This is a genomic window from Serratia sp. 2723 (genome assembly GCF_050434425.1).
Classification (GTDB): Bacteria; Pseudomonadota; Gammaproteobacteria; order Enterobacterales; family Enterobacteriaceae; genus Chania.
The window spans coordinates 71,576-93,762 of record NZ_JBNDIN010000011.1 but is presented as its reverse complement, the minus strand read 5'-3'; the positions used below and the strand labels follow the sequence as shown (position 1 = coordinate 93,762).

24 protein-coding genes and 2 pseudogenes are annotated in these 22,187 nt (G+C 56.2%); 11 read left to right on the top strand and 15 right to left on the bottom strand.

Going from position 1 to position 22,187, the window contains the following annotated elements; genetic code table 11:
* Nucleotides 1-4: 4 nt before the first annotated feature.
* Nucleotides 5-967, bottom strand: a complete 963-nt coding sequence (locus tag ABIE29_RS16825; RefSeq protein WP_429619819.1) for a polysaccharide deacetylase family protein — start codon at nucleotides 965-967, stop codon at nucleotides 5-7.
* Between the two features lie 215 nt (nucleotides 968-1,182).
* Here ABIE29_RS16825 and rfaQ point away from each other — a divergent pair, with 215 nt between their 5' ends.
* Genes rfaQ through ABIE29_RS16810 form a run of 3 tightly spaced genes read left to right on the top strand, consistent with a single transcriptional unit; the run spans nucleotide 1,183 to nucleotide 4,487 of the window.
* Nucleotides 1,183-2,262 carry a putative lipopolysaccharide heptosyltransferase III gene (gene rfaQ / locus ABIE29_RS16820; protein WP_429619818.1) on the top strand — a complete coding sequence of 360 codons (1,080 nt, stop codon included), beginning with the start codon at nucleotides 1,183-1,185 and terminating at the stop codon, nucleotides 2,260-2,262.
* Nucleotides 2,259-3,386: a glycosyltransferase family 4 protein gene (locus tag ABIE29_RS16815; protein WP_429619817.1), complete on the top strand. Its 1,128-nt coding sequence runs from the start codon at nucleotides 2,259-2,261 to the stop codon at nucleotides 3,384-3,386. Before rfaQ ends, ABIE29_RS16815 begins: the two co-directional genes overlap by 4 nt.
* A 3-nt stretch (nucleotides 3,387-3,389) precedes the next feature.
* Entirely contained in the window at nucleotides 3,390-4,487 is a 1,098-nt protein-coding gene (locus tag ABIE29_RS16810) for a glycosyltransferase (protein ID WP_429619816.1), read from the top strand.
* A 30-nt stretch (nucleotides 4,488-4,517) separates the two neighbouring features.
* Here ABIE29_RS16810 and ABIE29_RS16805 read toward each other — a convergent pair whose 3' ends face one another.
* Nucleotides 4,518-5,531, bottom strand: coding sequence for a glycosyltransferase family 9 protein (locus tag ABIE29_RS16805; RefSeq protein WP_429619815.1), 1,014 nt, complete (start codon nucleotides 5,529-5,531; stop codon nucleotides 4,518-4,520).
* 123 nt (nucleotides 5,532-5,654) lie between these two features.
* On the opposite strand from ABIE29_RS16805, the gene waaA reads away from it, so the two are divergent.
* From waaA to coaD, 3 genes are read left to right on the top strand one after another with little or no spacing between them, the layout of a single operon-like run.
* Nucleotides 5,655-6,932 (top strand): lipid IV(A) 3-deoxy-D-manno-octulosonic acid transferase, encoded by a 1,278-nt coding sequence (gene waaA / locus ABIE29_RS16800; RefSeq protein ID WP_429619814.1) that lies wholly within the window; start codon nucleotides 5,655-5,657, stop codon nucleotides 6,930-6,932.
* Nucleotides 6,933-7,706 (top strand): glycosyltransferase family 2 protein, encoded by a 774-nt coding sequence (locus ABIE29_RS16795; RefSeq protein WP_429619813.1) that lies wholly within the window; start codon nucleotides 6,933-6,935, stop codon nucleotides 7,704-7,706.
* A gap of 3 nt (nucleotides 7,707-7,709) precedes the next feature.
* Complete coding sequence (gene coaD, locus ABIE29_RS16790; RefSeq protein WP_179246999.1) at nucleotides 7,710-8,195, top strand: pantetheine-phosphate adenylyltransferase; 486 nt, start codon at nucleotides 7,710-7,712, stop codon at nucleotides 8,193-8,195.
* Here coaD and mutM read toward each other — a convergent pair whose 3' ends face one another.
* The 4 genes from mutM to radC all read right to left on the bottom strand — a co-directional run bounded on the left by mutM (nucleotide 8,196) and on the right by radC (nucleotide 10,449).
* Complete coding sequence (gene mutM / locus ABIE29_RS16785) at nucleotides 8,196-9,005, bottom strand: bifunctional DNA-formamidopyrimidine glycosylase/DNA-(apurinic or apyrimidinic site) lyase (protein ID WP_429619812.1); 810 nt, start codon at nucleotides 9,003-9,005, stop codon at nucleotides 8,196-8,198. It lies immediately after the preceding gene.
* Between the two features lie 79 nt (nucleotides 9,006-9,084).
* Entirely contained in the window at nucleotides 9,085-9,252 is a 168-nt protein-coding gene (gene rpmG / locus ABIE29_RS16780) for a 50S ribosomal protein L33 (protein WP_004392084.1), read from the bottom strand.
* An 11-nt stretch (nucleotides 9,253-9,263) separates the two neighbouring features.
* Entirely contained in the window at nucleotides 9,264-9,500 is a 237-nt protein-coding gene (gene rpmB, locus ABIE29_RS16775) for a 50S ribosomal protein L28 (RefSeq protein ID WP_004931195.1), read from the bottom strand.
* Between the two features lie 265 nt (nucleotides 9,501-9,765).
* Entirely contained in the window at nucleotides 9,766-10,449 is a 684-nt protein-coding gene (gene radC, locus ABIE29_RS16770) for a RadC family protein (protein ID WP_429619811.1), read from the bottom strand.
* Between the two features lie 183 nt (nucleotides 10,450-10,632).
* On the opposite strand from radC, the gene coaBC reads away from it, so the two are divergent.
* The 3 genes from coaBC (at nucleotide 10,633) to slmA (ending at nucleotide 13,136) form a co-directional block, all read left to right on the top strand.
* Entirely contained in the window at nucleotides 10,633-11,850 is a 1,218-nt protein-coding gene (gene coaBC / locus ABIE29_RS16765) for a bifunctional phosphopantothenoylcysteine decarboxylase/phosphopantothenate--cysteine ligase CoaBC (protein WP_429619810.1), read from the top strand.
* A complete protein-coding gene (dut, locus tag ABIE29_RS16760) occupies nucleotides 11,828-12,286 on the top strand; it encodes a dUTP diphosphatase (RefSeq protein ID WP_039996197.1) in 459 nt (152 codons plus the stop codon). Before coaBC ends, dut begins: the two co-directional genes overlap by 23 nt.
* 253 nt (nucleotides 12,287-12,539) lie before the next feature.
* Nucleotides 12,540-13,136: a nucleoid occlusion factor SlmA gene (gene slmA / locus ABIE29_RS16755; RefSeq protein WP_021181838.1), complete on the top strand. Its 597-nt coding sequence runs from the start codon at nucleotides 12,540-12,542 to the stop codon at nucleotides 13,134-13,136.
* Between the two features lie 48 nt (nucleotides 13,137-13,184).
* Here slmA and pyrE read toward each other — a convergent pair whose 3' ends face one another.
* Together pyrE and rph are read right to left on the bottom strand one after the other, a co-directional pair.
* On the bottom strand, nucleotides 13,185-13,826 hold the full coding sequence (gene pyrE / locus ABIE29_RS16750; RefSeq protein WP_429619809.1) for an orotate phosphoribosyltransferase: 642 nt from the start codon (nucleotides 13,824-13,826) through the stop codon (nucleotides 13,185-13,187).
* Between the two features lie 92 nt (nucleotides 13,827-13,918).
* Nucleotides 13,919-14,635, bottom strand: coding sequence for a ribonuclease PH (gene rph, locus ABIE29_RS16745; protein WP_429619808.1), 717 nt, complete (start codon nucleotides 14,633-14,635; stop codon nucleotides 13,919-13,921).
* Between the two features lie 126 nt (nucleotides 14,636-14,761).
* Here rph and ABIE29_RS16740 point away from each other — a divergent pair, with 126 nt between their 5' ends.
* Both ABIE29_RS16740 and ABIE29_RS16735 read left to right on the top strand, forming a co-directional pair.
* The gene (locus ABIE29_RS16740; protein ID WP_429619807.1) at nucleotides 14,762-15,625 is read left to right on the top strand and encodes a YicC/YloC family endoribonuclease; all 864 of its coding nucleotides are present in this window, start codon (nucleotides 14,762-14,764) and stop codon (nucleotides 15,623-15,625) included.
* A 183-nt stretch (nucleotides 15,626-15,808) separates the two neighbouring features.
* Nucleotides 15,809-16,021 (top strand): annotated as a pseudogene (locus ABIE29_RS16735) (Arm DNA-binding domain-containing protein); the annotation flags it as partial.
* Here ABIE29_RS16735 and ABIE29_RS16730 read toward each other — a convergent pair.
* From ABIE29_RS16730 to ABIE29_RS16700, 7 genes and pseudogenes are all read right to left on the bottom strand, one after another.
* A pseudogene (locus ABIE29_RS16730) lies at nucleotides 15,999-16,109 on the bottom strand (IS630 family transposase); the annotation flags it as partial. The pseudogenes ABIE29_RS16735 and ABIE29_RS16730 sit on opposite strands and share 23 nt — an antisense overlap.
* A gap of 1,851 nt (nucleotides 16,110-17,960) precedes the next feature.
* Nucleotides 17,961-18,962, bottom strand: a complete 1,002-nt coding sequence (locus ABIE29_RS16725; RefSeq protein ID WP_429619806.1) for a reverse transcriptase domain-containing protein — start codon at nucleotides 18,960-18,962, stop codon at nucleotides 17,961-17,963.
* 17 nt (nucleotides 18,963-18,979) lie between these two features.
* On the bottom strand, nucleotides 18,980-19,555 hold the full coding sequence (locus tag ABIE29_RS16720) for a fimbrial protein (protein ID WP_429619805.1): 576 nt from the start codon (nucleotides 19,553-19,555) through the stop codon (nucleotides 18,980-18,982).
* Nucleotides 19,556-19,565: 10 nt separating this feature from the next.
* Nucleotides 19,566-20,066 carry a fimbrial protein gene (locus ABIE29_RS16715; protein ID WP_429619804.1) on the bottom strand — a complete coding sequence of 167 codons (501 nt, stop codon included), beginning with the start codon at nucleotides 20,064-20,066 and terminating at the stop codon, nucleotides 19,566-19,568.
* A gap of 12 nt (nucleotides 20,067-20,078) precedes the next feature.
* A complete protein-coding gene (locus ABIE29_RS16710; protein ID WP_429619803.1) occupies nucleotides 20,079-20,582 on the bottom strand; it encodes a fimbrial protein in 504 nt (167 codons plus the stop codon).
* 13 nt (nucleotides 20,583-20,595) lie between these two features.
* A complete protein-coding gene (locus ABIE29_RS16705; RefSeq protein ID WP_429619802.1) occupies nucleotides 20,596-21,255 on the bottom strand; it encodes a fimbrial protein in 660 nt (219 codons plus the stop codon).
* A gap of 58 nt (nucleotides 21,256-21,313) precedes the next feature.
* The gene (locus ABIE29_RS16700) at nucleotides 21,314-22,120 is read right to left on the bottom strand and encodes a fimbria/pilus periplasmic chaperone (RefSeq protein WP_429619801.1); all 807 of its coding nucleotides are present in this window, start codon (nucleotides 22,118-22,120) and stop codon (nucleotides 21,314-21,316) included.
* Nucleotides 22,121-22,187: the final 67 nt, after the last annotated feature.

Genomic DNA, 22,187 nt, shown 5'->3' with positions numbered 1-22,187 from the left:
GTAATTAACCAGCTTTCATCTGCTTTTTATAATACTCAGCCAAGGTCATGCCAACCGTGCGCTGTTGCAACCAGGCAAACAGCTGCTCCAAATCGCGATATAACGCGTCAATATCCTGCTCGGTCTTGAACGTTGGGCTGCCTCCCGGCATAAACTCGGAGGAGTGCAGCATAAATTCGACGTAATCGTGTCCCTGCGCCAGAGAGCGTTCGACCACCAGCTTCATCTTGTCCAGGTTGTTACCGGAGGGCCGCAACCAATGCACCGACGGCGAACGCTTTTTACCCCGCAGGCGATCATAACCCTGCTTCACCGCATTCATCAGCGCCGAGTGTTTATACTGAATGCTCATGGGCACTTCCAACAGCCTGGAATCACCAGGTTGGGCGATATTGGCCGGATCGATAAAATAAGCCTGCGAGGGGAAATGACGATAGTCTGTCCCGCCGTTGCCCTGCGGACTGCCAGGCGAATACTGCCAGTTAACGCGCGGAGTCACGGAACAATCGACCTGATAGCCATACTCCAGCAGCAATGAGGCATAAAACTCATTAAACGCCCAACGCCCTGCACGGTGGCTGAGCATCTTGGTCTGGAAGGTATCTTCCAGCAGCTTGGTCATATGATCGACCTTGGCGCGAATCTGGTCGGCCGGGTATTCGATCAGATAGGGTTTATGCCGCCAGTCATCATCGGTGAGCGGCGTCAGCGGCGGGCTGTTCCAGGCGTGCAGGTGCATTCCCACTTCGCCGGTGCCGCGTGCAATCACGTCGCGGGCAAATTCAACGTACTGTGTATCCACCGCCATTTCATAGTTGGTCAGGTAAACCGGCTTGCAGGCGTATTTTTCACACAGCGTCTGAAAGCGCGGCAAAAAACGCGTGTTCTCGGTCGAAATGCGATCGTGGTTTTGCCACAGATTATCGCCTTCGGTATCAATCGTGATAAGAAACGCCGGTTTAGTCATACATTGGAAGCCTGATAGTCACAGATTTACATTATGTTACGCAGCCCCATTCCTCAGGGCAAACGACTTTATCGCCTCGTTTGGACAACATTGAGCCGTAATTGTCACCCTACGCCACTATTTTTTTCTTTGCAGGCAAGAAAACCGAGCAACAGTAGCCACATGCGATCGGGTCATTTAGAATCAAGGATTGGTTTCCCTGAAAGCGACTGACTATGAACGACGCGCCAGCCCCTGTTTCTGCCACGCCCATACAGCGTATTCTGATCGTCAAGCTGCGCCATCATGGCGATATGCTGCTGACCACCCCGGTCATCAATACGCTGCGGCAGAACTACCCCGACGCTCAGATCGACATCCTGCTGTACAAAGAAACGCAGGAGATGTTGGCGAGCAACTCGGCGCTGTCGCAAATCTTTGTCATCGATCGCCAGTGGAAAAAACAGGGCACCAAGGCGCACTTGGGCCACGAACTGCATCTGATCCGCCAGTTGCAGGCACAACGCTACGATCTGGTGGTCAACCTGGCCGATCAGTGGCGCAGCGCGTTGATTACTCGCCTCACCGGTGCACGCATTCGTCTGGGCTTCGATTTCCCCAAGCGCCGCGGCTTTCTGTGGCGCTATTGCCACACTCAGTTGGTGCCGGTAGCCGGGCACGAGCATCTGCACACCGTTGAACAAAACCTCTCTCTGCTGCAACCGCTGGGTTTACCTGAGCAAAACCAGCAGGTCACCATGAGCTACAGCCAGCAAGATTGGCAGGCCAGCCACCAGCTTTTGCAACAAAATGGCGTCACCGGCAGCTATATCGTGGTACAACCCACTTCGCGCTGGTTCTTTAAATGCTGGAGCGAAGAAAAAATGGCGGCCACCATCAGCGCATTGCAGGCCGAAGGACACCAGTTGGTGATCACCTCGGGCCCGGATGCCAAAGAGCAGGACATGGTGGCGCAAATACTGAAACAGTGCCCGCAGCAAGGGGTGGTTTCTCTGTCCGGGCAGTTGACCCTGCGTCAGTTGGCGGCGTTGATCGACCATGCCAAACTGTTTATCGGGGTAGATTCTGTCCCTATGCATATGGCGGCGGCATTACAGACGCCCTGCGTGGCGCTGTTCGGGCCATCCAAACTGGTATTCTGGCGCCCCTGGCAGGTTATCGGCCAGGTAATTTGGGCCGGGGACTACGGCAGCCTGCCGGACCCGGATGCCATCAATACCGGTACCGATGAGCGCTACCTGGACCTTATTCCTACAGACGTGGTGATTGCAGCCGCGCGGAGCACGCTTGCATGAAAGCATTTCGCCTGGCGATTGTCCGCCAAAAATACCGCCCGGACGGCGGGGCAGAACGTTTCGTTTCCCGTGCCCTGGAGGCGCTGGAACAACAAGATCTGGATCTGAACGTCATCACCCGCGAGTGGCAGGGGGACGTCAACCCGAACTGGCACATCCACCTGTGCAACCCGATGAAGTTCGGGCGCATCAGCCGCGAACGCGGTTTTGCCGAAGCCGCCCGGGCCCTGTGGCAGAAAGAGAGCTTCGATCTGGTGCAAAGCCATGAACGCATCCCCGGCTGTGATATCTATCGTGCCGGTGACGGCGTCCATCGCCGCTGGCTGCTGCAACGGGCACGCATGCTGCCGGAGTGGCGGCGCAAATGGCTGTTCTCCAACCGCTATCACCGCTATGTGATGTGTGCCGAACGCGCCATGTATGCCGCGCCAGAGCTGAAAGCGGTGATCTGCAATGCCGAGATGATCAAGCGGGAAATCATCGCCGATTTCGGCGTGCCTGCCGATAAAATCACGGTGATCTACAATGCCATCGACAATCAGAAATTTTTACCGGCGAATGAGCAGCAGCGGCAGCAGTTGCGGGCGCAGTATCAGATCCCGCAACAGGCGCACTGCCTGATCTTTGTCGGTTCAGGCTTTGAACGTAAAGGGCTGGCAGCCGCAATTCGCGCCGTAGCGGCTACCGACAGCTACCTATTGGTGGTGGGCAAAGATAAAGCCGAAAAGCGTTACCGCTCACTGGCACAAAAGCTGGGTTGTGGTGATCGGGTGCGCTTCATGGGCGTGCAGAAACAGACGCTGCCGTTTTATCAGGCCGCCGATGCCCTGTTGCTGCCAACGTTGTACGATCCATTCCCCAATGTGATTTTGGAAGCCATGTCATGCGGGCTTCCGGTGATCACCAGCACCACCTGCGGTGGCGCTGAGTTCATCACTCAGGGGCAAAACGGCTTTGTCTGTGATGCATTGGACGTCAGCGCCCTCACCAATGCTATCGTTGCACTGCCACGGCAAGCCCTGGGATCGAGCATGGGAGAGGCGGCGCGGCTACGTATCATGTCGGCCACGCCAGCGCATCTCTCGGAACAACTCATATCGTTGTATAACCGATTGCTGGACTAACTTATGCGTATTCTGATGATTATCGACGGCCTGCCGGGCGGCGGAGCAGAAAAGGTGGTACTGACCCTATGCCAGGGTATGCTGCAGTTAGGGCATGATGTCAGCCTGATCTCATTACGGGATGTCTGCAACTACCCGATCCCCACCGGCATTGATTATCAGGTGCTCAGCGACAACTGTCGATCGCCTTGGCGTAAACTGACCGAGCTGGCACGCCGTGCCGCGATGTTGGATCGCGCGGTTGCCGCCAACGAGCAGCAGCACGGCCGTTATGACCTGGTGTTCTCCAACCTGCATAAGACCGATCGTATCGTCAGCCATAGCAAAGTGCTGGATAGCGCCCGGCTGTGGTTCTGCATTCACGGCATTCTGTCCACCTCTTACCTCGGTCACCGTACCGGCCTCGATCGCTGGCTGAAACGCCGCAAGGTCGCGGGTGTCTACCAACGGCAGAATATCGTTGCCGTCTCGCAGGCGGTGGGCAACGATCTCCAGCAAAATCTGGGGATTGCTCCTAACCGGCTGGCGGTGATCAACAACCCGTTCGATATCGCCGCCATCGAACAGCAAGCGGCAGAGCCTTGTGAACTGGCAGGCAAAGACTATCTGGTGCACGTGGGCCGTTTTCATCCACATAAACGCCACGACCGCTTGCTGAAAGCCTACGCACTGTCTGGTATCCAGGCCCCTTTGGCACTGGTGGGCGCAGGCAATGAAGCGCAAATCAACGAAATCAAACGCCTTGCCACAGCATTAAACATTAGCGATCGCGTGCTGTTCCTCGGTTTTCAGGCTAATCCCTATCCCCTGATCAAACACGCCACAATGCTGGTGCTCAGTTCAGACAGTGAAGGGTTCGGTAACGTGCTGGTTGAAGCCTTGCTGTGCGACACGCCGGTCGTCAGCACCCGTTGCCCCGGCGGGCCTGAGGAAATTCTGGAAAAAGCGGGATTGACTCATGCACTGGCGGAATTAAATGAAACCTCACTGGCGGAGAAAATGGCAGAGATTTATGCCCAGCCACCGGTCATTAATCACCAGCAACTGCTGAACTATGGCCTGGAGCCTATTTGCCAACAGTATCTGGCGTTAAAGAAATAAGCCCAGGCAGGTTCCCTGCCTGGTTATTAATTAGTTCAAAGCCTGTATTTCTTGCCAAACCTCATCGACGGTAACATCGATGCAATCACCCGATGCGGTTTGCAGGATCCGATATTGCCCGCTCCACGGATGCCAGGACGCTTTATCCGTATCGCCAAAGAAGACCACCATGCTTTTATTCAATGCCGCGGCCAGATGCATCTGCCCACCGTCGCTGCACAGCACCCTGTCACATAGTTCGAAACCAGCCAGCAGCTCGCGTACCGAGGCCGTTGGGTAAAGCGCTACCCGTTCATTCTGGCAACCGGCCAACAGCTGTTCCGCCCGCTTTTGATCGCCGATATCGTCAGGTGTCAGTGTCCCCTGCGGTGACCAGAATATCAGCACGCCCATCGTGGGATCGGCAACCAGGCGGTTGATGATTTCGGCATAGCGCTCAATGGGCCAGCGCCGTTTCGGGCTGCGGCTGCTGATATGCACGGCAAACACCCGCTCAACCGGGGGCAGCAGGCTATGCAAACGCTGCTGCGCTTGCTGCTGTTCTCCCGCAGTGAGGAAGACCTTTACCGGAGGAATGGCAATGGAGCGATCGGTGATGGCAGACAGGTAGCTGAACGTGTGTTCCACCTGATGCTTACCGTGAAAATCCGCCGCACGGAAAGGGTGATGAATTTCACTGGTGCCAAGATCTGCGCCGATAATATTTTTAACTCCGGCCATTTTTGCCAGACGCAGGCTATATTTGCACGGCACCGGGTTAGCCAGAATAGCCGCATCAAACTTAATTTTTCTCAGCTGTAAAAATATCATCAGCCGCTCAAAATAGACCCCCAGGGTGGTCTCATTCTTGGCCTTGTGTTTGGCCTTCTTATAAACAAACACCTTGGTGAGATGCGGGTTATTTTTCACCACATCCTGGCTGACTTTATTGATAAGCAGATAGAGGTTGGCGTCAGGGTAAGCGGTTTTCACCCCTTCGATCAGTGGGGTGGTACAGACGAGATCGCCAATATTGTCGCGGCGGATAATTAAAATATTCTTCATTACAAACCTATCGGCGACATCTTTCGCCTGTTGTCCCAGCCTGACACCGAGCCACCAAGTTAGCGCCTTTCCCTTCCGGTTATGGTACTATTCTGGATAACCCATATAAATGAAATTGATAGAATGCTGCTCCGTTTATATCAGGTACTACTCTACCTTATCCAACCCCTGATCTGGCTCCGCTTACTGCTGCGCAGCCGCAAAGCACCAGCCTACCGTAAACGCTGGGCGGAACGCTATGGTTTCTGCGCCGGGAAAGTGGTATCGGGCGGCATTATGCTGCATTCCGTTTCTGTTGGCGAAACCCTGGCGGCGATCCCTCTGGTTCGCGCCCTGCGCCATCGTTACCCTTACCTGCCGATTACTGTGACCACAATGACGCCAACGGGTTCCGAACGTGTGCAGTCCGCTTTCGGTAAAGATGTGCATCATGTCTATCTGCCTTACGACCTGCCGGGTTCGATGCGCCGCTTCCTCGATCAGGTGGATCCCAAGCTGGTGATCATCATGGAAACCGAGCTGTGGCCCAACCTGATTAACGCCCTGCATCAGCGCCAAATCCCGCTGGTGATTGCCAACGCGCGCCTTTCCGCCCGCTCAGCGGCTGGCTACAAGAAAATCGGCGGTTTCATCCGTGATATCCTGCGCCGCATTACCCTGATCGCCGCGCAAAATCAGGAAGACGGCGAGCGCTTTATCGAACTGGGCCTGAAGCGTTCACAGCTGACCGTCACCGGCAGCCTGAAGTTCGATATCTCCGTCACGCCAGAGCTGGCGGCCAGAGCCGTTACGCTACGCCGCCAATGGGCACCGCGCCGCCCGGTGTGGATCGCCACCAGCACTCACGAAGGTGAAGAAACCATTCTGCTGGAAGCCCACCGCCGATTGCTGGAAAAACACCCCGACCTATTACTGATCCTGGTGCCACGCCACCCGGAGCGCTTCCCTGTCGCCAAAGAGCTGACACAAAAAGCGGGCTTCAGCTACACCACCCGCAGCAGCGGCGAGATCCCTTCCGGCAGCACGCAGGTTGTGATTGGCGATACCATGGGCGAGCTGATGCTGCTGTACGGCATTGCCGATCTGGCCTTCGTCGGTGGCAGCCTGGTTGAGCGCGGGGGGCATAACCCACTGGAAGCGGCCGCCCATGCCATTCCGGTGCTGATGGGCCCACATACGTTCAATTTCAAGGATATCTGCGCCAAACTCTCCGAGGCGGGCGGGATGATCACCATCAGCGATGTCGATTCCTTGGTGAAAGAGATAGAAACGCTACTGACCGATGAAGATTATCGCCGCTATTACGGCCGCCACGCGGTTGAAGTGCTGTATCAGAACCAGGGGGCGTTGCAACGCCTGCTGCAGCTGCTGGAGCCACACCTGCCGCCACGGAGCCACTGAATGAGCCACCGTAACAGCCTGTCGGTAGTGATGATCGCCAAAAACGAAGCCGAGCTGCTGAGCGAATGCCTGCAATCGGTCGCCTGGGCTGATGAAATCATCGTGCTAGACTCCGGTAGTACCGACGGTTCCGTCGCTTTGGCGGAAAGTCTGGGAGCCAAGGTGTTTACCCATACCGACTGGCAAGGCTTCGGCAGGCAGCGGCAGAAGGCGCAAAGCTACGCCACCCAGGATTACGTACTGATGATCGACGCCGACGAGCGCGTCACGCCAGAATTACGCCATTCCATCGAACAGGTATTAGCCAACGCCGACGATAACGTCGTCTACAGCCTGGGCCGCCGTAACCTGTTTCTTGGCCGCTTTATGCGCCACAGCGGCTGGTATCCCGACCGGGTCAACCGGCTGTACGCCAATCAGCGCTATCGCTATAACGATGACCTGGTCCATGAATCCCTCAACACCGGCGGCGCAAAAGTCGTGCCGCTGCAGGGCGATCTGCTGCACCTGACCTGCCGTGACTTTTTTGCCTTCCAGCGCAAGCAACTGCACTACGCCGAGCAGTGGGCAGTCCAACGCCATCAGGCCGGTAAGCGCTGCGGTTATCTGTCCATCCTCACCCACACGCTGGGTGCGTTCTGCAAAACCTGGCTGCTGCGAGCCGGTTTCCTCGACGGCAAACAGGGCTTGCTGTTAGCCGTGGTCAACGCGCAATATACCTTCAATAAATATGCCGCACTGTGGGCATTGGGCCGCAACTATTCAGAGAAGTGAACCATGAGCAGCAAAGCCATCTACCCAGGCACCTTCGATCCAATGACCAATGGCCATCTGGATCTGGTCACCCGAGCCTCACTGATGTTTGATCACGTGATCCTGGCCATTGCCGCCAGTTCGAGCAAAAAACCGCTGTTTACGCTGGAAGAACGCGTTGCCTTGGCCACGCAGGTGACCTCTCATCTGGATAACGTTGAGGTGCTGGGGTTCAGCGAGTTGATGGCGCACTTCGCCGCCCATCAGAACGCCAATATTCTGATACGCGGCCTGCGTGCGGTGTCCGACTTTGAATATGAATTGCAGCTGGCGAACATGAACCGCCATCTGATGCCAACGTTGGAAAGCGTGTTTCTGATGCCTTCCGAGCAGTGGTCATTTATCTCTTCTTCCTTGGTGAAGGAAGTGGCACGTCATGGCGGCGACATCGCACCGTTCTTGCCGGATGTCGTCACCAAAGCGCTGATGGAAAAGCTCGCCGCGCAGTAATCAGTGCTGGCAGCGGCGGCAGAAGAAGGTGCTGCGCTGCCCGTGTTTGGCGCTCTCGATCGGTGTGCCACAGGCGCGGCAGGGTTCACCTGCCCGGCCATAGACCTGCAGTTCCTGCGCAAAATACCCCGGCTTCCCATCCGACTGCAGGAAGTCACGCAGCGTCGTTCCCCCTTGTTCAATTGAACGCAGCAGCACCGCCTTGATGGTTGCGGCCAGCAGATCCGCCTGCGCCTTGGTCAAGGATCCCGCCTGACGATCTGGCAGGATCCCGGCGGTAAACAGCGATTCGCTGGCATAGATATTCCCCACGCCAACCACCAGCTTGTTATCCATCAACCAAGGCTTGATCAGCGTGCGCTTATTACGGGATTTCTCGTACAGGTAGGTGCCATCGAACTCTTCGCCCAGCGGTTCCGGGCCAAGATGAGCCAATACGTTGCTGGCGGCCAGATCGTCACACCACAGCCAGGCACCAAAACGGCGCGGATCGGTGTAGCGCAGGATAAAACCGTTGCTCATCACCAGATCGACGTGGTCATGCTTACCTGGCTCGGTTTCCTCTGCCAGCATACGTAAGCTGCCAGACATCCCCAGATGCACAATAATCCAGCCATGGTCCAACTCGATCAGTAAATACTTGGCACGGCGCTGTACGCTGCGTACCGGCCGATCGCTCAGCGCCAGGATCTGCTCGGAGACCGGCCAACGCAGGCGAGCGTTACGCACCACCGCGTACTGGATGTCGTGGCCAACAAGATAAGGCTCAATGCCGCGGCGGCTGGTTTCGACTTCTGGTAATTCAGGCATGACTGGCTCCCTCTCCGTTTGCTACCCCTATAAAATGAAAAAACCCGGCCTAGGCCGGGTTTTCATTAATCCACTAAAATTATTTAATTTTAGCTTCTTTGTAGATCACGTGTTGACGGACAACTGGATCGAATTTCTTCAGCTCCAATTTTTCCGGCTTAGTACGCTTGTTCTTCGTGGTGGTATAGAAGTGACCAGTACCAGCAGAAGAAACCAGCTTGATCTTCTCGCGAACACCTTTAGCCATGATGCAGTTCCTTAATACTTCTCACCACGGGCACGCAGATCGGCCAAGACCGTCTCAATACCCTTCTTATCGATAACACGCATACCTTTAGCAGATACACGCAGAGTTACAAAGCGCTTCTCAGCCTCAACCCAAAAACGGTGTGAGTGCAGGTTAGGCAGAAAACGGCGTTTGGTCGCGTTCATTGCGTGGGAACGGTTGTTACCGCTCACCGGGCGCTTGCCAGTAACTTGGCAGACTCGTGACATGTCTTATTCTCCAAAAATCAAATCAGCTCGAGCTTCGTATAGGGTATGGCCGCCTCGTCAGGCTTTTAGAGCCCATCTCAGCAAACTTCATACTGAGGAGACTCTCGTCATCAGGTCAGAAACCTCACATCAGGTTGGAAACCTGCTGAGATAGGCTCTTAACGCCAAACCCAAGATTCTCAAAGGTGGCGTAGTATACGCTCTGAAGCGTAAGTGCTCAAGTCCCGAACAGCTAAAGATCCCTCAAGGATCGCGAAAAAGTTGCTTATAGCCATCCGCGCTCGGCAAAAGAGACGCATTCACCCCGGCCTATCACCAAGTGATCGAGCACTCGGATCTCCAATAACCGGCAGGCATTAACCACTTGCTCGGTTATCAAACGGTCGGCGTGACTGGGTTCAGCCTTACCCGAAGGATGATTATGCGCCAGAATGAGGGCTGCTGCATTAGCCTTCAACGCCGCACGCACAATTTCTCTTGGGTGGACAACGACGCTGTTGATGGTACCAGCAAACATCTCCTGATGGCGAATAACCCGGTGCTGATTGTCTAAAAACAACACTAAAAACACCTCTCGCTCATGGTGAGCCAGCAAACTATGCAGGTAATGCTGGGTAATTTTCGGGTTCAGCAGCGCGTTTTCCAGCAGATGGGGACCGGAAAACAGCCTGAAGGCTAATTCGGAAATTGCCTGCAACTGCGCATAGGTGGCAATCCCCAACCCTTTCTGACGATGAAATTGTTCGTAGTCCGCCGAAACCAGATGATACAGCGAACCAAAGTGCGCCAGCAGTTGCTCGGCCCGCTGTGAGACGTGAACTCCAGGTAGCCCGGTGCGCAAGAAAATTGCCAACAGCTCCATATCGGAGAGCGCCGCAGCGCCATCACGCATCAATTTTTCCCTGGGTGCCAAAGCCCCAGGCCATAACGACATATCCTGATTGCTCATTGCCACCTCCCTACCTACCACAGCAGCATGTCACGGGAAATTTCATCGTGCGACAGGTGATTGATAATATTGCGAAGAGTTACGAAAACCTGCATGTAACTGGCTGCATACACAGCAGAATCGCTCTACCTGGCAGCGGTTATGCTAAAATGTCCGCCTCTTTCGGATTTCAATCGGACAATCATGATGACGGGACTTTCCGGCAAACATATTGTGCTTGGCATCAGTGGCGGTATTGCCGCTTACAAATGCCCTGAGCTGGTGCGCCGCCTGCGCGACAGAGGCGCCGAGGTAAGAGTGGTGATGACCAGCGCTGCCAAAGCCTTCATTACTCCACTGACGCTGCAGGCCGTTTCCGGCTATCCGGTTTTCGACGATCTGCTGGATCCCGCAGCAGAAGCCGCCATGGGCCATATTGAATTGGGCAAATGGGCCGATCTGGTTATCCTGGCCCCAGCCACCGCCGATCTGCTGGCCCGCGTTGCCACCGGCATGGCCAACGATCTGCTGACCACGGTCTGCCTGGCTACCGATGCCCCAATCGCGGCAGCACCGGCCATGAACCAGCAGATGTACCGCGCTGCCGCTACCCAGGCCAATCTACAGACCCTACAAGGGCGTGGTGTGCTGCTGTGGGGGCCAGACAGCGGTAGTCAAGCCTGTGGCGATATCGGGCCTGGCCGCATGCTGGATCCGTTGGCGATAGTAGACCTGGCTAACGCTCATTTCTCTGCGCCGCAGGATCTGCAACATTTAAAGATTATGATCACCGCGGGCCCCACTCGTGAGGCACTGGATCCGGTACGTTTTATCAGCAACCACAGCTCCGGCAAGATGGGTTTTGCTATCGCCAAGGCCGCCGCCGCTCGCGGTGCACAAGTCACGTTGGTCGCCGGGCCGGTCAGCCTGCCTACGCCGCCTTGGGTCACCCGTGTAGATGTCATCAGTGCGCTGGAAATGGAGCAAGCGGTACAACAGCACGCCGCGCAGCAGAACATCTTTATCTCCTGCGCCGCCGTGGCGGATTACCGGGCAGAACAGATTGCCGATGAGAAAATCAAAAAGCAGGGAGATGAAATCACTCTCAAGATGATCAAGAATCCGGATATTGTCGCGGGCGTTGCCGCGATGAGCAAAAATCGTCCCTTTGTCGTCGGGTTTGCGGCTGAAACCCAGAATGTGGAAGAATATGCGCGACAAAAACTACTGCGTAAAAAACTGGATTTAATCTGCGCTAACGATGTATCGCTTGCAGAGCACGGTTTTAACAGCGATACCAATGCCCTGCATCTTTTTTGGCAGGATGGAGACAAGCGCCTGCCGCATAGCGACAAGGCACTCCTTGGCCAACGTTTACTAGACGAGATAGTCAGCCGTTATGATGAAAAAAATCGACGTTAAGATCCTTGACCCACGTATCGGTCAAGATTTCCCATTGCCGACCTATGCCACCCCAGGCTCTGCCGGGCTTGATCTGCGCGCCTGTCTGGACAGCGCGGTTGAGCTGGCACCAGGCGAAACCACCCTGCTGCCTACCGGCCTGGCCATCCACATCGCCGATACCGGTCTTGCTGCAGTGATCCTGCCACGCTCCGGTCTGGGCCATAAGCACGGTGTAGTGCTGGGTAACCTGGTTGGCCTGATCGATTCCGATTATCAGGGCCAGCTGATGGTGTCCGTCTGGAACCGTGGCCAGAAATCCTTCACTATCGAGCCGGGTGAACGCATCGCACAGATGGTATTTGTGCCGGTGGTACAAGCCGAGTTTAATCTGGTGGAAGAGTTCGATAGCAGCGAACGGGGTACCGGTGGTTTTGGCCACTCCGGTCGCCAATAGGTTTCGCCCATAACCGGGATCTACAGGGATGACGCCTGCAATCGCACCGCTTGCAATGCGGCACGATTGGTCTGGCAATTGGGAGTACTGCACGGAGAATAAGGGTCTGAAAGACCGTTAACCATTACACCGTACAATAGCGATCTTATAAGCCGCACAGAGTTTCTCTGCAACGGCCGGTGCGCGGTTTTTCGCAAATCTATACCCGAAGAGATTGAGGGGATAAGCCGTTTTAGCAAGGGTCTAATCAAACATGGCAGAAAAAGAAAATACCAAAAGGAATCGGCGTGAGGAGATATTGCAGGCGTTAGCCCAGATGCTGGAATCCAGCGACGGCAGCCAGCGTATTACCACAGCCAAGCTTGCCGCAAACGTTGGTGTCTCTGAGGCTGCCCTTTATCGGCATTTCCCCAGCAAGACGCGGATGTTTGACAGCCTGATCGAGTTTATTGAAGACAGCCTGATAACGCGCATCAACCTGATCTTGCAGGATGAAAAAGAGACGTTCAACCGACTACGCCTGATTGTGTTGTTGGTACTGGGGTTTGCAGAGCGCAACCCAGGCCTGACCAGGATCATGACCGGTCACGCGCTGATGTTTGAGCAAGATCGCCTGCAAGGCAGGATCAACCAGCTGTTCGAGCGGATTGAAGCGCAACTGCGTCAGGTATTGAAAGAACGTAAGCTCCGGGAAGGAAAAGGCTTTATCGTCGATGAGACCTTGCTGGCCAGCCAGATCCTGGCCTTCTGTGAAGGGATGCTGTCGCGCTATATTCGCTCCGAATTCCGCTACCGCCCAACGCAGGATTTCGATGCCCGCTGGCCACTGTTAGCAGCGCAACTGCAGTAACAACTATCGCCGGGTTCAACCCGGCGCTATTATTTAAAACCCCGTATTTTAAACCCCGTACTGCTCGCGATAGGCCCGCACTGCCGCCAGGCTTTCGGCCATTTCCGGCTGCTCTTCCAGGTAAGCAATCAACTCCTTGAGCGTAATAATCGAGATCACTTTGCAGTGATAATCACGCTCCACTTCCTGGATCGCAGAAATGTCGGCACGGCCACGCTCCTGACGATCGAGAGAAATCAACACACCTGCCAGGCTGGCGTTATGGGCACTGATAATTTCCATCGATTCGCGGATGGCCGTCCCGGCGGTGATCACGTCATCCACCAGCATCACACGCCCCTGCAGCGGGCTACCGACCAGCGTGCCGCCTTCGCCATGCTCTTTGGCTTCTTTACGATTGAAGCAATAAGGTACATCGCGATCGTGATGTTCCGCTAACGCCACGGCGGTGGTGGTCGCGATCGGGATACCTTTGTAGGCTGGGCCAAACAGCAGATCGAACTCGATGCCGGAATCCACCAGCGCTTCGGCATAAAAACGCCCTAACAGCGCCAGATCACGCCCGGTATTAAACAGGCCGGCATTGAAGAAATAGGGGCTGGTACGGCCGGATTTCAGGGTGAACTCGCCGAATTTCAATACCTGCTTGCGGAGCGCAAACTCGATAAACTGGCGCTGGTAGGCTTTCATTACTGCTTCTCCTAATTTGGTCGGTAACTTTAGTTCTATTGCAGCCCGATTTCCGGGCATAAAAAAGGCGACTGCTTGGTCGCCTTTAAAAATCAGTCTGCCAGCGCCGCTTTCTGCGCCTGGAAGATGGTTTCGATGCCCCCTCGGGCCAGCGCCAGTAGCGCCAATAGCTCATCGTGGCTGAACGGCTCACCCTCGGCGGTGCCTTGCACCTCGATCATGCGGCCATCCTCCATCATCACCACGTTCATATCGGTTTCTGCGGCGGAATCTTCCACATACTCCAGATCGCACAGCGCTTCGCCGCCAACGATGCCGACAGAAACCGCCGCCACCAGCCCTTTCATCGGGTTGGCTTTCAGTTTACCGGCGGCAACCAGCGCATTCAGCGCATCGGCCAGCGCGACACAGGCACCGGAGATAGAAGCGGTACGGGTACCGCCATCGGCTTGCAGCACATCGCAGTCCAGGGTGACGGTGAACTCACCGAGCTTTTTCAGATCCACTGCGGCACGCAGTGAACGAGCGATCAGACGCTGGATCTCCAACGTACGGCCACCCTGCTTGCCTTTGGCCGCTTCGCGGGCATTACGGCTGTGGGTCGAACGCGGCAACATGCCGTATTCTGCGGTGATCCACCCTTGCCCCTGGCCTTTCAAAAAGCGCGGAACGCCCTCTTCTACCGTGGCGGTGCACAAAACTTTGGTATCGCCAAACTCAACCAGCACTGAACCTTCAGCGTGTTTCGTGTAGTGACGGGTCAGTGTCAGGGGGCGAACTTGTTGTGGTGCTCTGCCTGCAGGACGCATGGGCTCTCTCCGGCTTCTTATTAACGTTTGGCTGCGCATTATACGGGCTTCGTGACGTTATGCCTATCCTGCCCGCAGGTGCAACGCTATAATCGTCCCATCTTTTCCTATTTACGGGTACGCACAATGATCCGCAGCATGACCGCCTACGCCCGGCGTGAAATCAAGGGTGAATGGGGCAGCGCAGCTTGGGAGCTGCGTTCCGTTAACCAACGCTACTTAGAAACCTACATCCGCCTGCCTGAGCAGTTCCGCAGCCTTGAGCCGGTGATCCGCGAGCGTATCCGTGGCCGCCTGACGCGTGGCAAAGTGGAGTGCAACCTGCGCTTTGAGCTCGACCCAAGCGCGCAAAGCTCGATGATCCTCAACGAAAAACTCGCCAAGCAGCTGGTTGAAGCCGCCAACTGGGTCAAAATGCAGAGCGACGAAGGGGAAATCGATCCGATCGACGTGCTGCGCTGGCCGGGCGTGATGTCCGCTCAGGAACAGGATCTGGACCTTATCAGCAACGAGCTGATGCAAGCGCTGGAAGGCGCGTTGGATGATTTCATCGTGGCACGCGAAAGCGAAGGCTCCGCGCTGAAAGCCCTGATCGAGCAACGCCTCGACGGCGTGAGCGCCGAAGTGGTCAAAGTGCGCGCCCAGATGCCTAATATCCTGCAATGGCAGCGCGAACGTTTGGTCAGCAAGCTGGAAGAAGCCCAGGTGCAGCTGGAAAACACCCGTCTGGAGCAGGAGCTGGTGCTGATGGCACAGCGTATCGACGTCGCCGAAGAGCTGGACCGCCTGGAAGCGCACGTCAAAGAGACGCACAACATCCTGAAAAAGAAAGAAGCCGTTGGCCGTCGCCTCGACTTTATGATGCAGGAATTCAACCGCGAATCGAATACGCTGGCCTCCAAGTCGATCAATGCCGAAGTGACTACCTCAGCCATTGAGCTGAAGGTACTGATTGAGCAGATGCGCGAGCAGATCCAGAATATCGAGTAAGTATTCAGGCAAAATCAACAAACCGCATAAAACCAGAAGGCCCGCATCACAGCGGGCTTTTTTGTTGTCATGAGCTAGCATAAAGAATCAAGAAAGCGCACTATTGTTGTGTACATCTGGGTGTACCCCTAAGGAAGAGGTGTACCACATTAGGTGTACACCACTATTTGAGGTTCAGGCGGAATAGCAAAGCTCACAGATATGCAGATACGGGCATGGATAAAAGCTGGAGAACGGTTTGAGGGACGCTCAGACGGCAACGGGCTTTATCTTTCCTACAGGGAAAACTATCAAACACCCGTCTGGCGCTTCCGGTATAAATTTGCCGGAAAGTCACGGGTAATGATGATCGGTTCCTATGCCGAGCTGTCGTTAGCCAAAGCACGGGAGACAGCCTGCGGGCATGATCTTTGTCGCGTGTTTTATGAATAGTTTTCTGTATCAGGCGTCTTTCGTCGCGGGGTATCGGTGCTATGATCGGCATAACTCAGTCCGGTTGAGTGGTTTGGGATATTCAGCGATTGATCAGATCGCTTAAATCGGACTGAGTTCCCTTCGAGTGATCTACTATTTGGAACAGCTATTTAGTAAATGAAGTGTTTGTGAATTTCGACTGAAAAAAATTAGAATGGTAACTGTGAGGTTTATTGAAGTTCTTATTTATTAAATCACGACTTGCCACAACTGATTGTTGATGCTGAAAGCATTTCTGTTTTTTTTATTCCTTGCCAAGCTCTTTATGTTCCTCATTCCATTAGGTCTAATGACATTCTCACGAAATGCTTTACCTGCGAAGTTCTTACTGACCATACGTAGCAGTTGATGGCCATTCCAACTTTGCCCTACCCCGGACATCTGAACTTAGCCTTGACATTTTTAACATTTTCAATGAGTTATAAGATCAACGCCAGACTCTAAATCCCACCACGCCGTGGAAGCGATATGTTGGTCATGTCGACCCAAAGTACATTATGATCCGTGTTGCCCAATTCCCCGTTTCCGCACAGTGAACGGATCCATGGCCAGCGGGCACCCACACGCGGCAGTCGGTGCAATATGACCCGCCGGTACAAAAAACGTAAGGCGGAAACAATTGGATGAGTGCGCGAGCCGGGTTATGTCTGCATGGCGAGGCGCTTTAGCGTCGGAACCCGTAGGGATACCACCAAGCACAACGACACAGGGCAGGGCCACATATCAATGATACCGAAGCGCCCACAGACCCACTGCGGTCCCCGGGCTCAGCAAGATCGCACCAAGGGCCGGGAGTGACAGCGCCGTCAACGTAGACAGCAGTGGTACGGTGGCGTGTTTGATCACTCCTCGCATCCCCAGCCGGGGCAGGACCGTGTGACAGAACTGCGGGACGATAGCACGGTGCACCGCCCGCGCCGGTCTACAGCGGCGAGGTCCGACGGATTTGTACCCGATCGCCCCCACAGGCACGCGATGGATATAGATCACCGTGCCCGGTCGGGATCAGTAAGGCGAGGCAATCACGACAACAGACGCACGGTGATCCCCAGGCTCGGCATTGATCGCATCTAGCGTCGAGGTGAGGCGAACCCGGTCACGGCCGAGGAGTTCGGTCGTTAACACGGTGGTCACTCCGCGGTCGAGTTGGATTGTACTCCCCCCCAGGATAGTGAGGACGGGCTGATACCCGCAATCGACTGTCCCGTCGCCCTGCACAACGGAGTGCGCGTTGGGTTTGATAACGCCGTGGTCGATTGAAGAAGGAAGCAGAAGATCGCACTTCGCATCTGGCGCCAGGGGTTTTTGGCAAAACGCGTTACCAGACTGTGCAACTTGTGACGGCGTGAGCACGCCGTGTATGGTGTTCGCGGATGATACTGACCACGATCCATCTTGGACGAAGAGTACGCACTCGCCGCCGGGCCCTGCACCGGAGTGTGCACCCCATAGAGGCGTCTTGAGGTTGCAAGTGGACTCAGGAGTGAGTTCCCACGAGGACTGAGAGCGAAGGTTGCAGTTCTCAACCACGGGGCTGTGGGCGTCGTTCCGAACGAACGTGCAGTTAGTGATCGGTTTCCCGGTGAGATTACTCCCGAAGTCGCAGTGAAGCCCTATCGCGGTCAACTTGGTTGAGTAGCCGGGCAGGGGCGGAGCAACTTCGGGTATGTCGCGTAGTGACGTGGAGTCGGCGGAGTAGAACACGGAGACTGAACATCGACCCCATGGCGAGGCATGGTTACAGGATGATATCCGTGGGTTGTCTAGGACAGGATGAAGGGTTGCGGCGGCAGTACCGGTCAGGCAGAGCCAGAAGATAAGAGACATAAGGGCTTTCATAGGAGTACCGTTCTTTTATTGTTTAATAAAGCAGGCAATCCCCCACGTGCTTTAAGTGGTGTTTTGCCCAACTCATCCACCGGGTCTCATATTCCCGCACACGCAGGTCGGTCTCTGCCTTCGACAGTTTCCGCCTGCGTGCCTGCTCATAAAGCCGCGCAATATGTGCCCGATGGTTCTCTATGGCTCTCGGCGCTATCCGGGGCCCTCCGGGGGCATACCATAGCCCCAGCCAGTCAAAGCCATGTTCAATTTTCCCCAATTGCGTTTTATCCGGGTGTGTTTCAAATCCACCCACATCAAAAAATTCATGCAGTCGCTTGATGGCCTTGCGTAAATGCCAACGCGTTTTCGTGAAAAAAATAAAGTCATCCATATATCGGGCATAAAATATCTCCTCACGCGTCGCAAAATAACTATCAACATGCCGCAATAAGCTGCCACCAATGAGTGGGCTCAACGCACTGCCACGGCAAATGCCTTTTTCCGGCGTCACTATCTCGCCGCTGTCCTCAATGCTGTAATGGAGCCATTGCAGGCACAGGTCTCGGCAGACCACATCGGCTATATGCCATTGCAACTGCCCGGCCACCTGGTGTTTTAAAATATGCCGGTAATAGCCCCGGATATCTGTGCGGTACACATAACGCCATTCCCCACTTTGCCAGGCAGAGGAGACATATTTTGTCGACCCGCTGACGCCACCGTGCCCTTTCAGGTGATGGCAATGCACGTTCCTGGGTAATTTCCCGGCGATCTGTATCGCCACCCACTTGAGGACCAGCGCATCATGCGCCGACCATTGCACCCAGCTTTTATTTCGCCGCCGATAGACTTGCATCGGCGACAGCCGGTATCCCCCTGCCAGCACCCGCTTTAGCCATTGAAACTGCTGCTGTGGCCACTTAAAGCGTAAATCCCACACATCAGCATTCGGTGGCGCATGTTGCCGTCGCTGGCATAACCAGCGGTAGGCCGTCTCCCAGTCCTGCGCAGCGGTGTCTTCTGTCTGCGTGTCTGTCACTGCCTGTTTGGCTTTTCTTACTCATAGTCCAGATTGAAGGTCGCCACCGCACTGAAGGGGCCGCGTTCGATACGCTGCTCCCTGAGCGCGTCCGGCTCACCCTGCACATAGGCCTTCAGCACAATACTGTTGCTCCCTGCCTGCAACAGCAATTTATCGCTCGCCTGATTTATCGGCAGCGGTTGGGCCGACGGTGTCTCAAGCCCAATGGCAATCCCCGTGGCTTCACTGCTGCCGTCCAGGGCCAGCAGGCCCGGCAGGGCGCTGCTTTCAGTACCGGTAAAGTTCACGCTTACTGTCTTGCCCAGCGTCAGGTCACATTCCTCCAGATGTATCTCAAAGGCCTGACCCAAGGTACGCGTGTTCAGATACAGGTACTTATCAATGATGGTGCCAAAATCCAGCGTGATTTCTTCATCGCCCGGCGGTATCACGCAGGGCTCTGCGACCAGGGCACCGTGCAGATACACATTATTTTCACCCGCCGCAAGGATCGGCAGCGGTACCGCCATCAACGCCTGAGCCAACAGCAGGGCGACGGCCCTGGAACGGGGATGCCCTGAACGCGCACGCTTGCCCGATTTGCCTTTCATCTCGCGCTCCTTATTCATAGTCGGCACGCAACGTGGCCCAGGCCTCAAAGACCCCTTCTGTCAGCGTGGCACCCGCTTGTTTTATCGGCACCGCCTCCAGACGTGGCAGGCTGTCCAGGTTTATCTTCAGCGTGCTGTTCGGGGTGAAGGGTTTGTCGTTCTGGTACACCCGGATGCCAAGGTCGGTCTTGTCTGTCAACAAGGCCTCACTGTCGAACCCGGCCGCACTGCCGCTCAGGCTGAGCGTCAGTGCCCAACTGCCGCCGACGGCTTTGTCGCAGGTAATCTGGTAGTTCAACGGCTGACGGTAGTTCACCCCGTCCACCTTGTTGATGCCCACCCGCTCGCCGAAGTCGATATCCACCTGATTACCGTCGTTGATGGTGCAGGGTGGCGGCTCTATCAGGGTGCCGTGAAACGTCATGTCCGCTTCACCGTCCCTGGCCTGTGCCGGGGTAATGCCCGCCATCAGGCCGCCGGCCAGCAACAGGACTCTTATCGTTCTGGTCATGCTCCGCTCCCGTTACTGGTAATCCACGGCCATCGTGGCACCCGCACTGAATTCGCCCCCCGTCAGGGTTGCGCCACGTTGTTTCACCGGCACCGCCCACAGTTCAGGCTTGTTCGGATAGGTGAAGTTTAGCCAGCCGTTGACGGCCAGCTTGCTGTCGCCCTGGCGCAGTTCGATGCCGAGCCCGGTCTTATTGGTCTGCAGCACCGTGGCGTCAAACGCCGCACCCGTGCCCTTCACCTGCAGCTTCATCGCATTGGAGGGCGCGCCTGGGCATGACAGCGTGTAATTGACCACCATCTTGTAGTTGTCGCCGTCCACCCGGGTGGTCATTACGTCACCGAACTCCACGTCAATCGGGCGGTCATCGTTTATCACGCAAGGCGGCGGGGCCACCACGGTGACCTTGACCGTGACCGTGGCCGAGGGTACGGCCCATGCCAGCAGCGGCAGCGCGGCCAGTAAAGCAGCCAGTGTCTGCCAGGCATGCCGCCGCCGTATCAGGGTGTCCTTCATTGTCCTGCCCACCTCAGTCATAACTCAGATGAAAATCCACCACGGCCCGATAGCAGCCCGCCATCAGGGGAGCGGGGGTGCGTTCCGGGGTCACGGTGTAGCTCAGCGTATTCTGCCCCGGTGTCGGCAGCAGCGGTTTACCCCGGCTACCCAGCCGCACGTCTTCTCCCTGCGCGCTTTCCAGCCGCAGTCCCAGTCCGGAGACACCCTGCGCTTTCACCAACTCGGGGTTATCGGCGTCACGGGTGGCGTTAAAACTCACCGTCACCGCCGGCTGATTGTCCGCCCAGGTCAGGCCGCCGGTGCGCTCGTCGCGGCTGCCCGCCGGGCTGCGCAGGCAATCCGTTAACCGCAGTTCAACCCGGACCGGTTCACCGCGGGCGCCAGGGGTCTGCAGGCGCCCCGTCCCCACCTCGCCCAGCGCAACATCCTGATGGGCGCTGGTCATGTCCAGCCGACAGGCGCTTTCCGTCAGTGCGCCGTGTACATACAGAGAGCCACTGGCCCCTTCAACGTCCCAGTTATCTGCCTTCGCCTGCGCACCGGGCAACAGCCACAGCATCATGCCCAGCGTCAGCGGTACCATCAGCGCCAATCCTGCCAGCGTGGCGTAGTACTTCAGCTCGGTCGCCCCGTGCGGGCCCTGCCGGTGTCTGCCTGTCTCGTGTGTCATGCCCATATCCTGTCTCCCTTCGCTTCGCCGGTGCTCGGCACCACCCGATACGCTTCTGCTACGCCTTCTTCGCCGGCATCACGGTGCAGGTGCTGCCGTTGCAGCTAAAACTCAGCTGCGGTCGGCCGCCGTAGTCGTTGACGTAGGTCAGCACCGGGCTGTTGCCCACCGCCGCCGCACTCACCGTCAGCGGCAGGTTGCCCTTGGGCGGCACCATCATCGGTTCGAAGTTTTTGATGCCCGGGCCGTCTTTCTTGTTGCTCGCATCAACCAGAGTGACGTAATACGGCGTCGGATTATTGACCACGTACTTGTCGCCCTGTTTGCTCAGCGTCAGTTGCTCCTGCGGCGGCGGCGCGTTCTTGTCCATCGCAATGGCCGTCGGGCGGTAGAACAGCTTGATGCGCGTCTGCAACGCGATTTGCAGCGTGTTCGGCTTGCTGCTCTTCGGTGGGATTTCCCGCAGGTTGAAGTAATACACCGTCTCGCGGTCCTGCTTGAGCATCTGCGCAGCCGGCAGCGCCTGGACTTTCACCTGGCTCGGCTTGCCGGGCTCGATGCGCTGCACCGGCGGCAGGACCGTGAGGGGGCTTTGGATTTTGTTGCCCTGGTCGTCTTCTATCCAGCCCTGTGCCAGGTACGGCAACTGTTTGTTCTGGTTGCTGACATTCAGGCTCACCGATTTCTGGCTGCCGTCGAAGATGATCCGGGTCCGGTCCAGGGCAATGGCCGCCTGGGCAGATTCGACCACCACGGCACTCAGCAGGAGACCGGTCACGGCCGCCGATATCAGGGTATTCCGGCGCACAAAGGCGGCCGGACGGCCTGGATGAAGGTGTTTCATGTTCAGTTCGCTCTTACGCATGTTATTCATTCCCGGCCATAACGGCCTCATTGCTGTGGGGTAAATTTGCACCACGGTGTTATCGCTG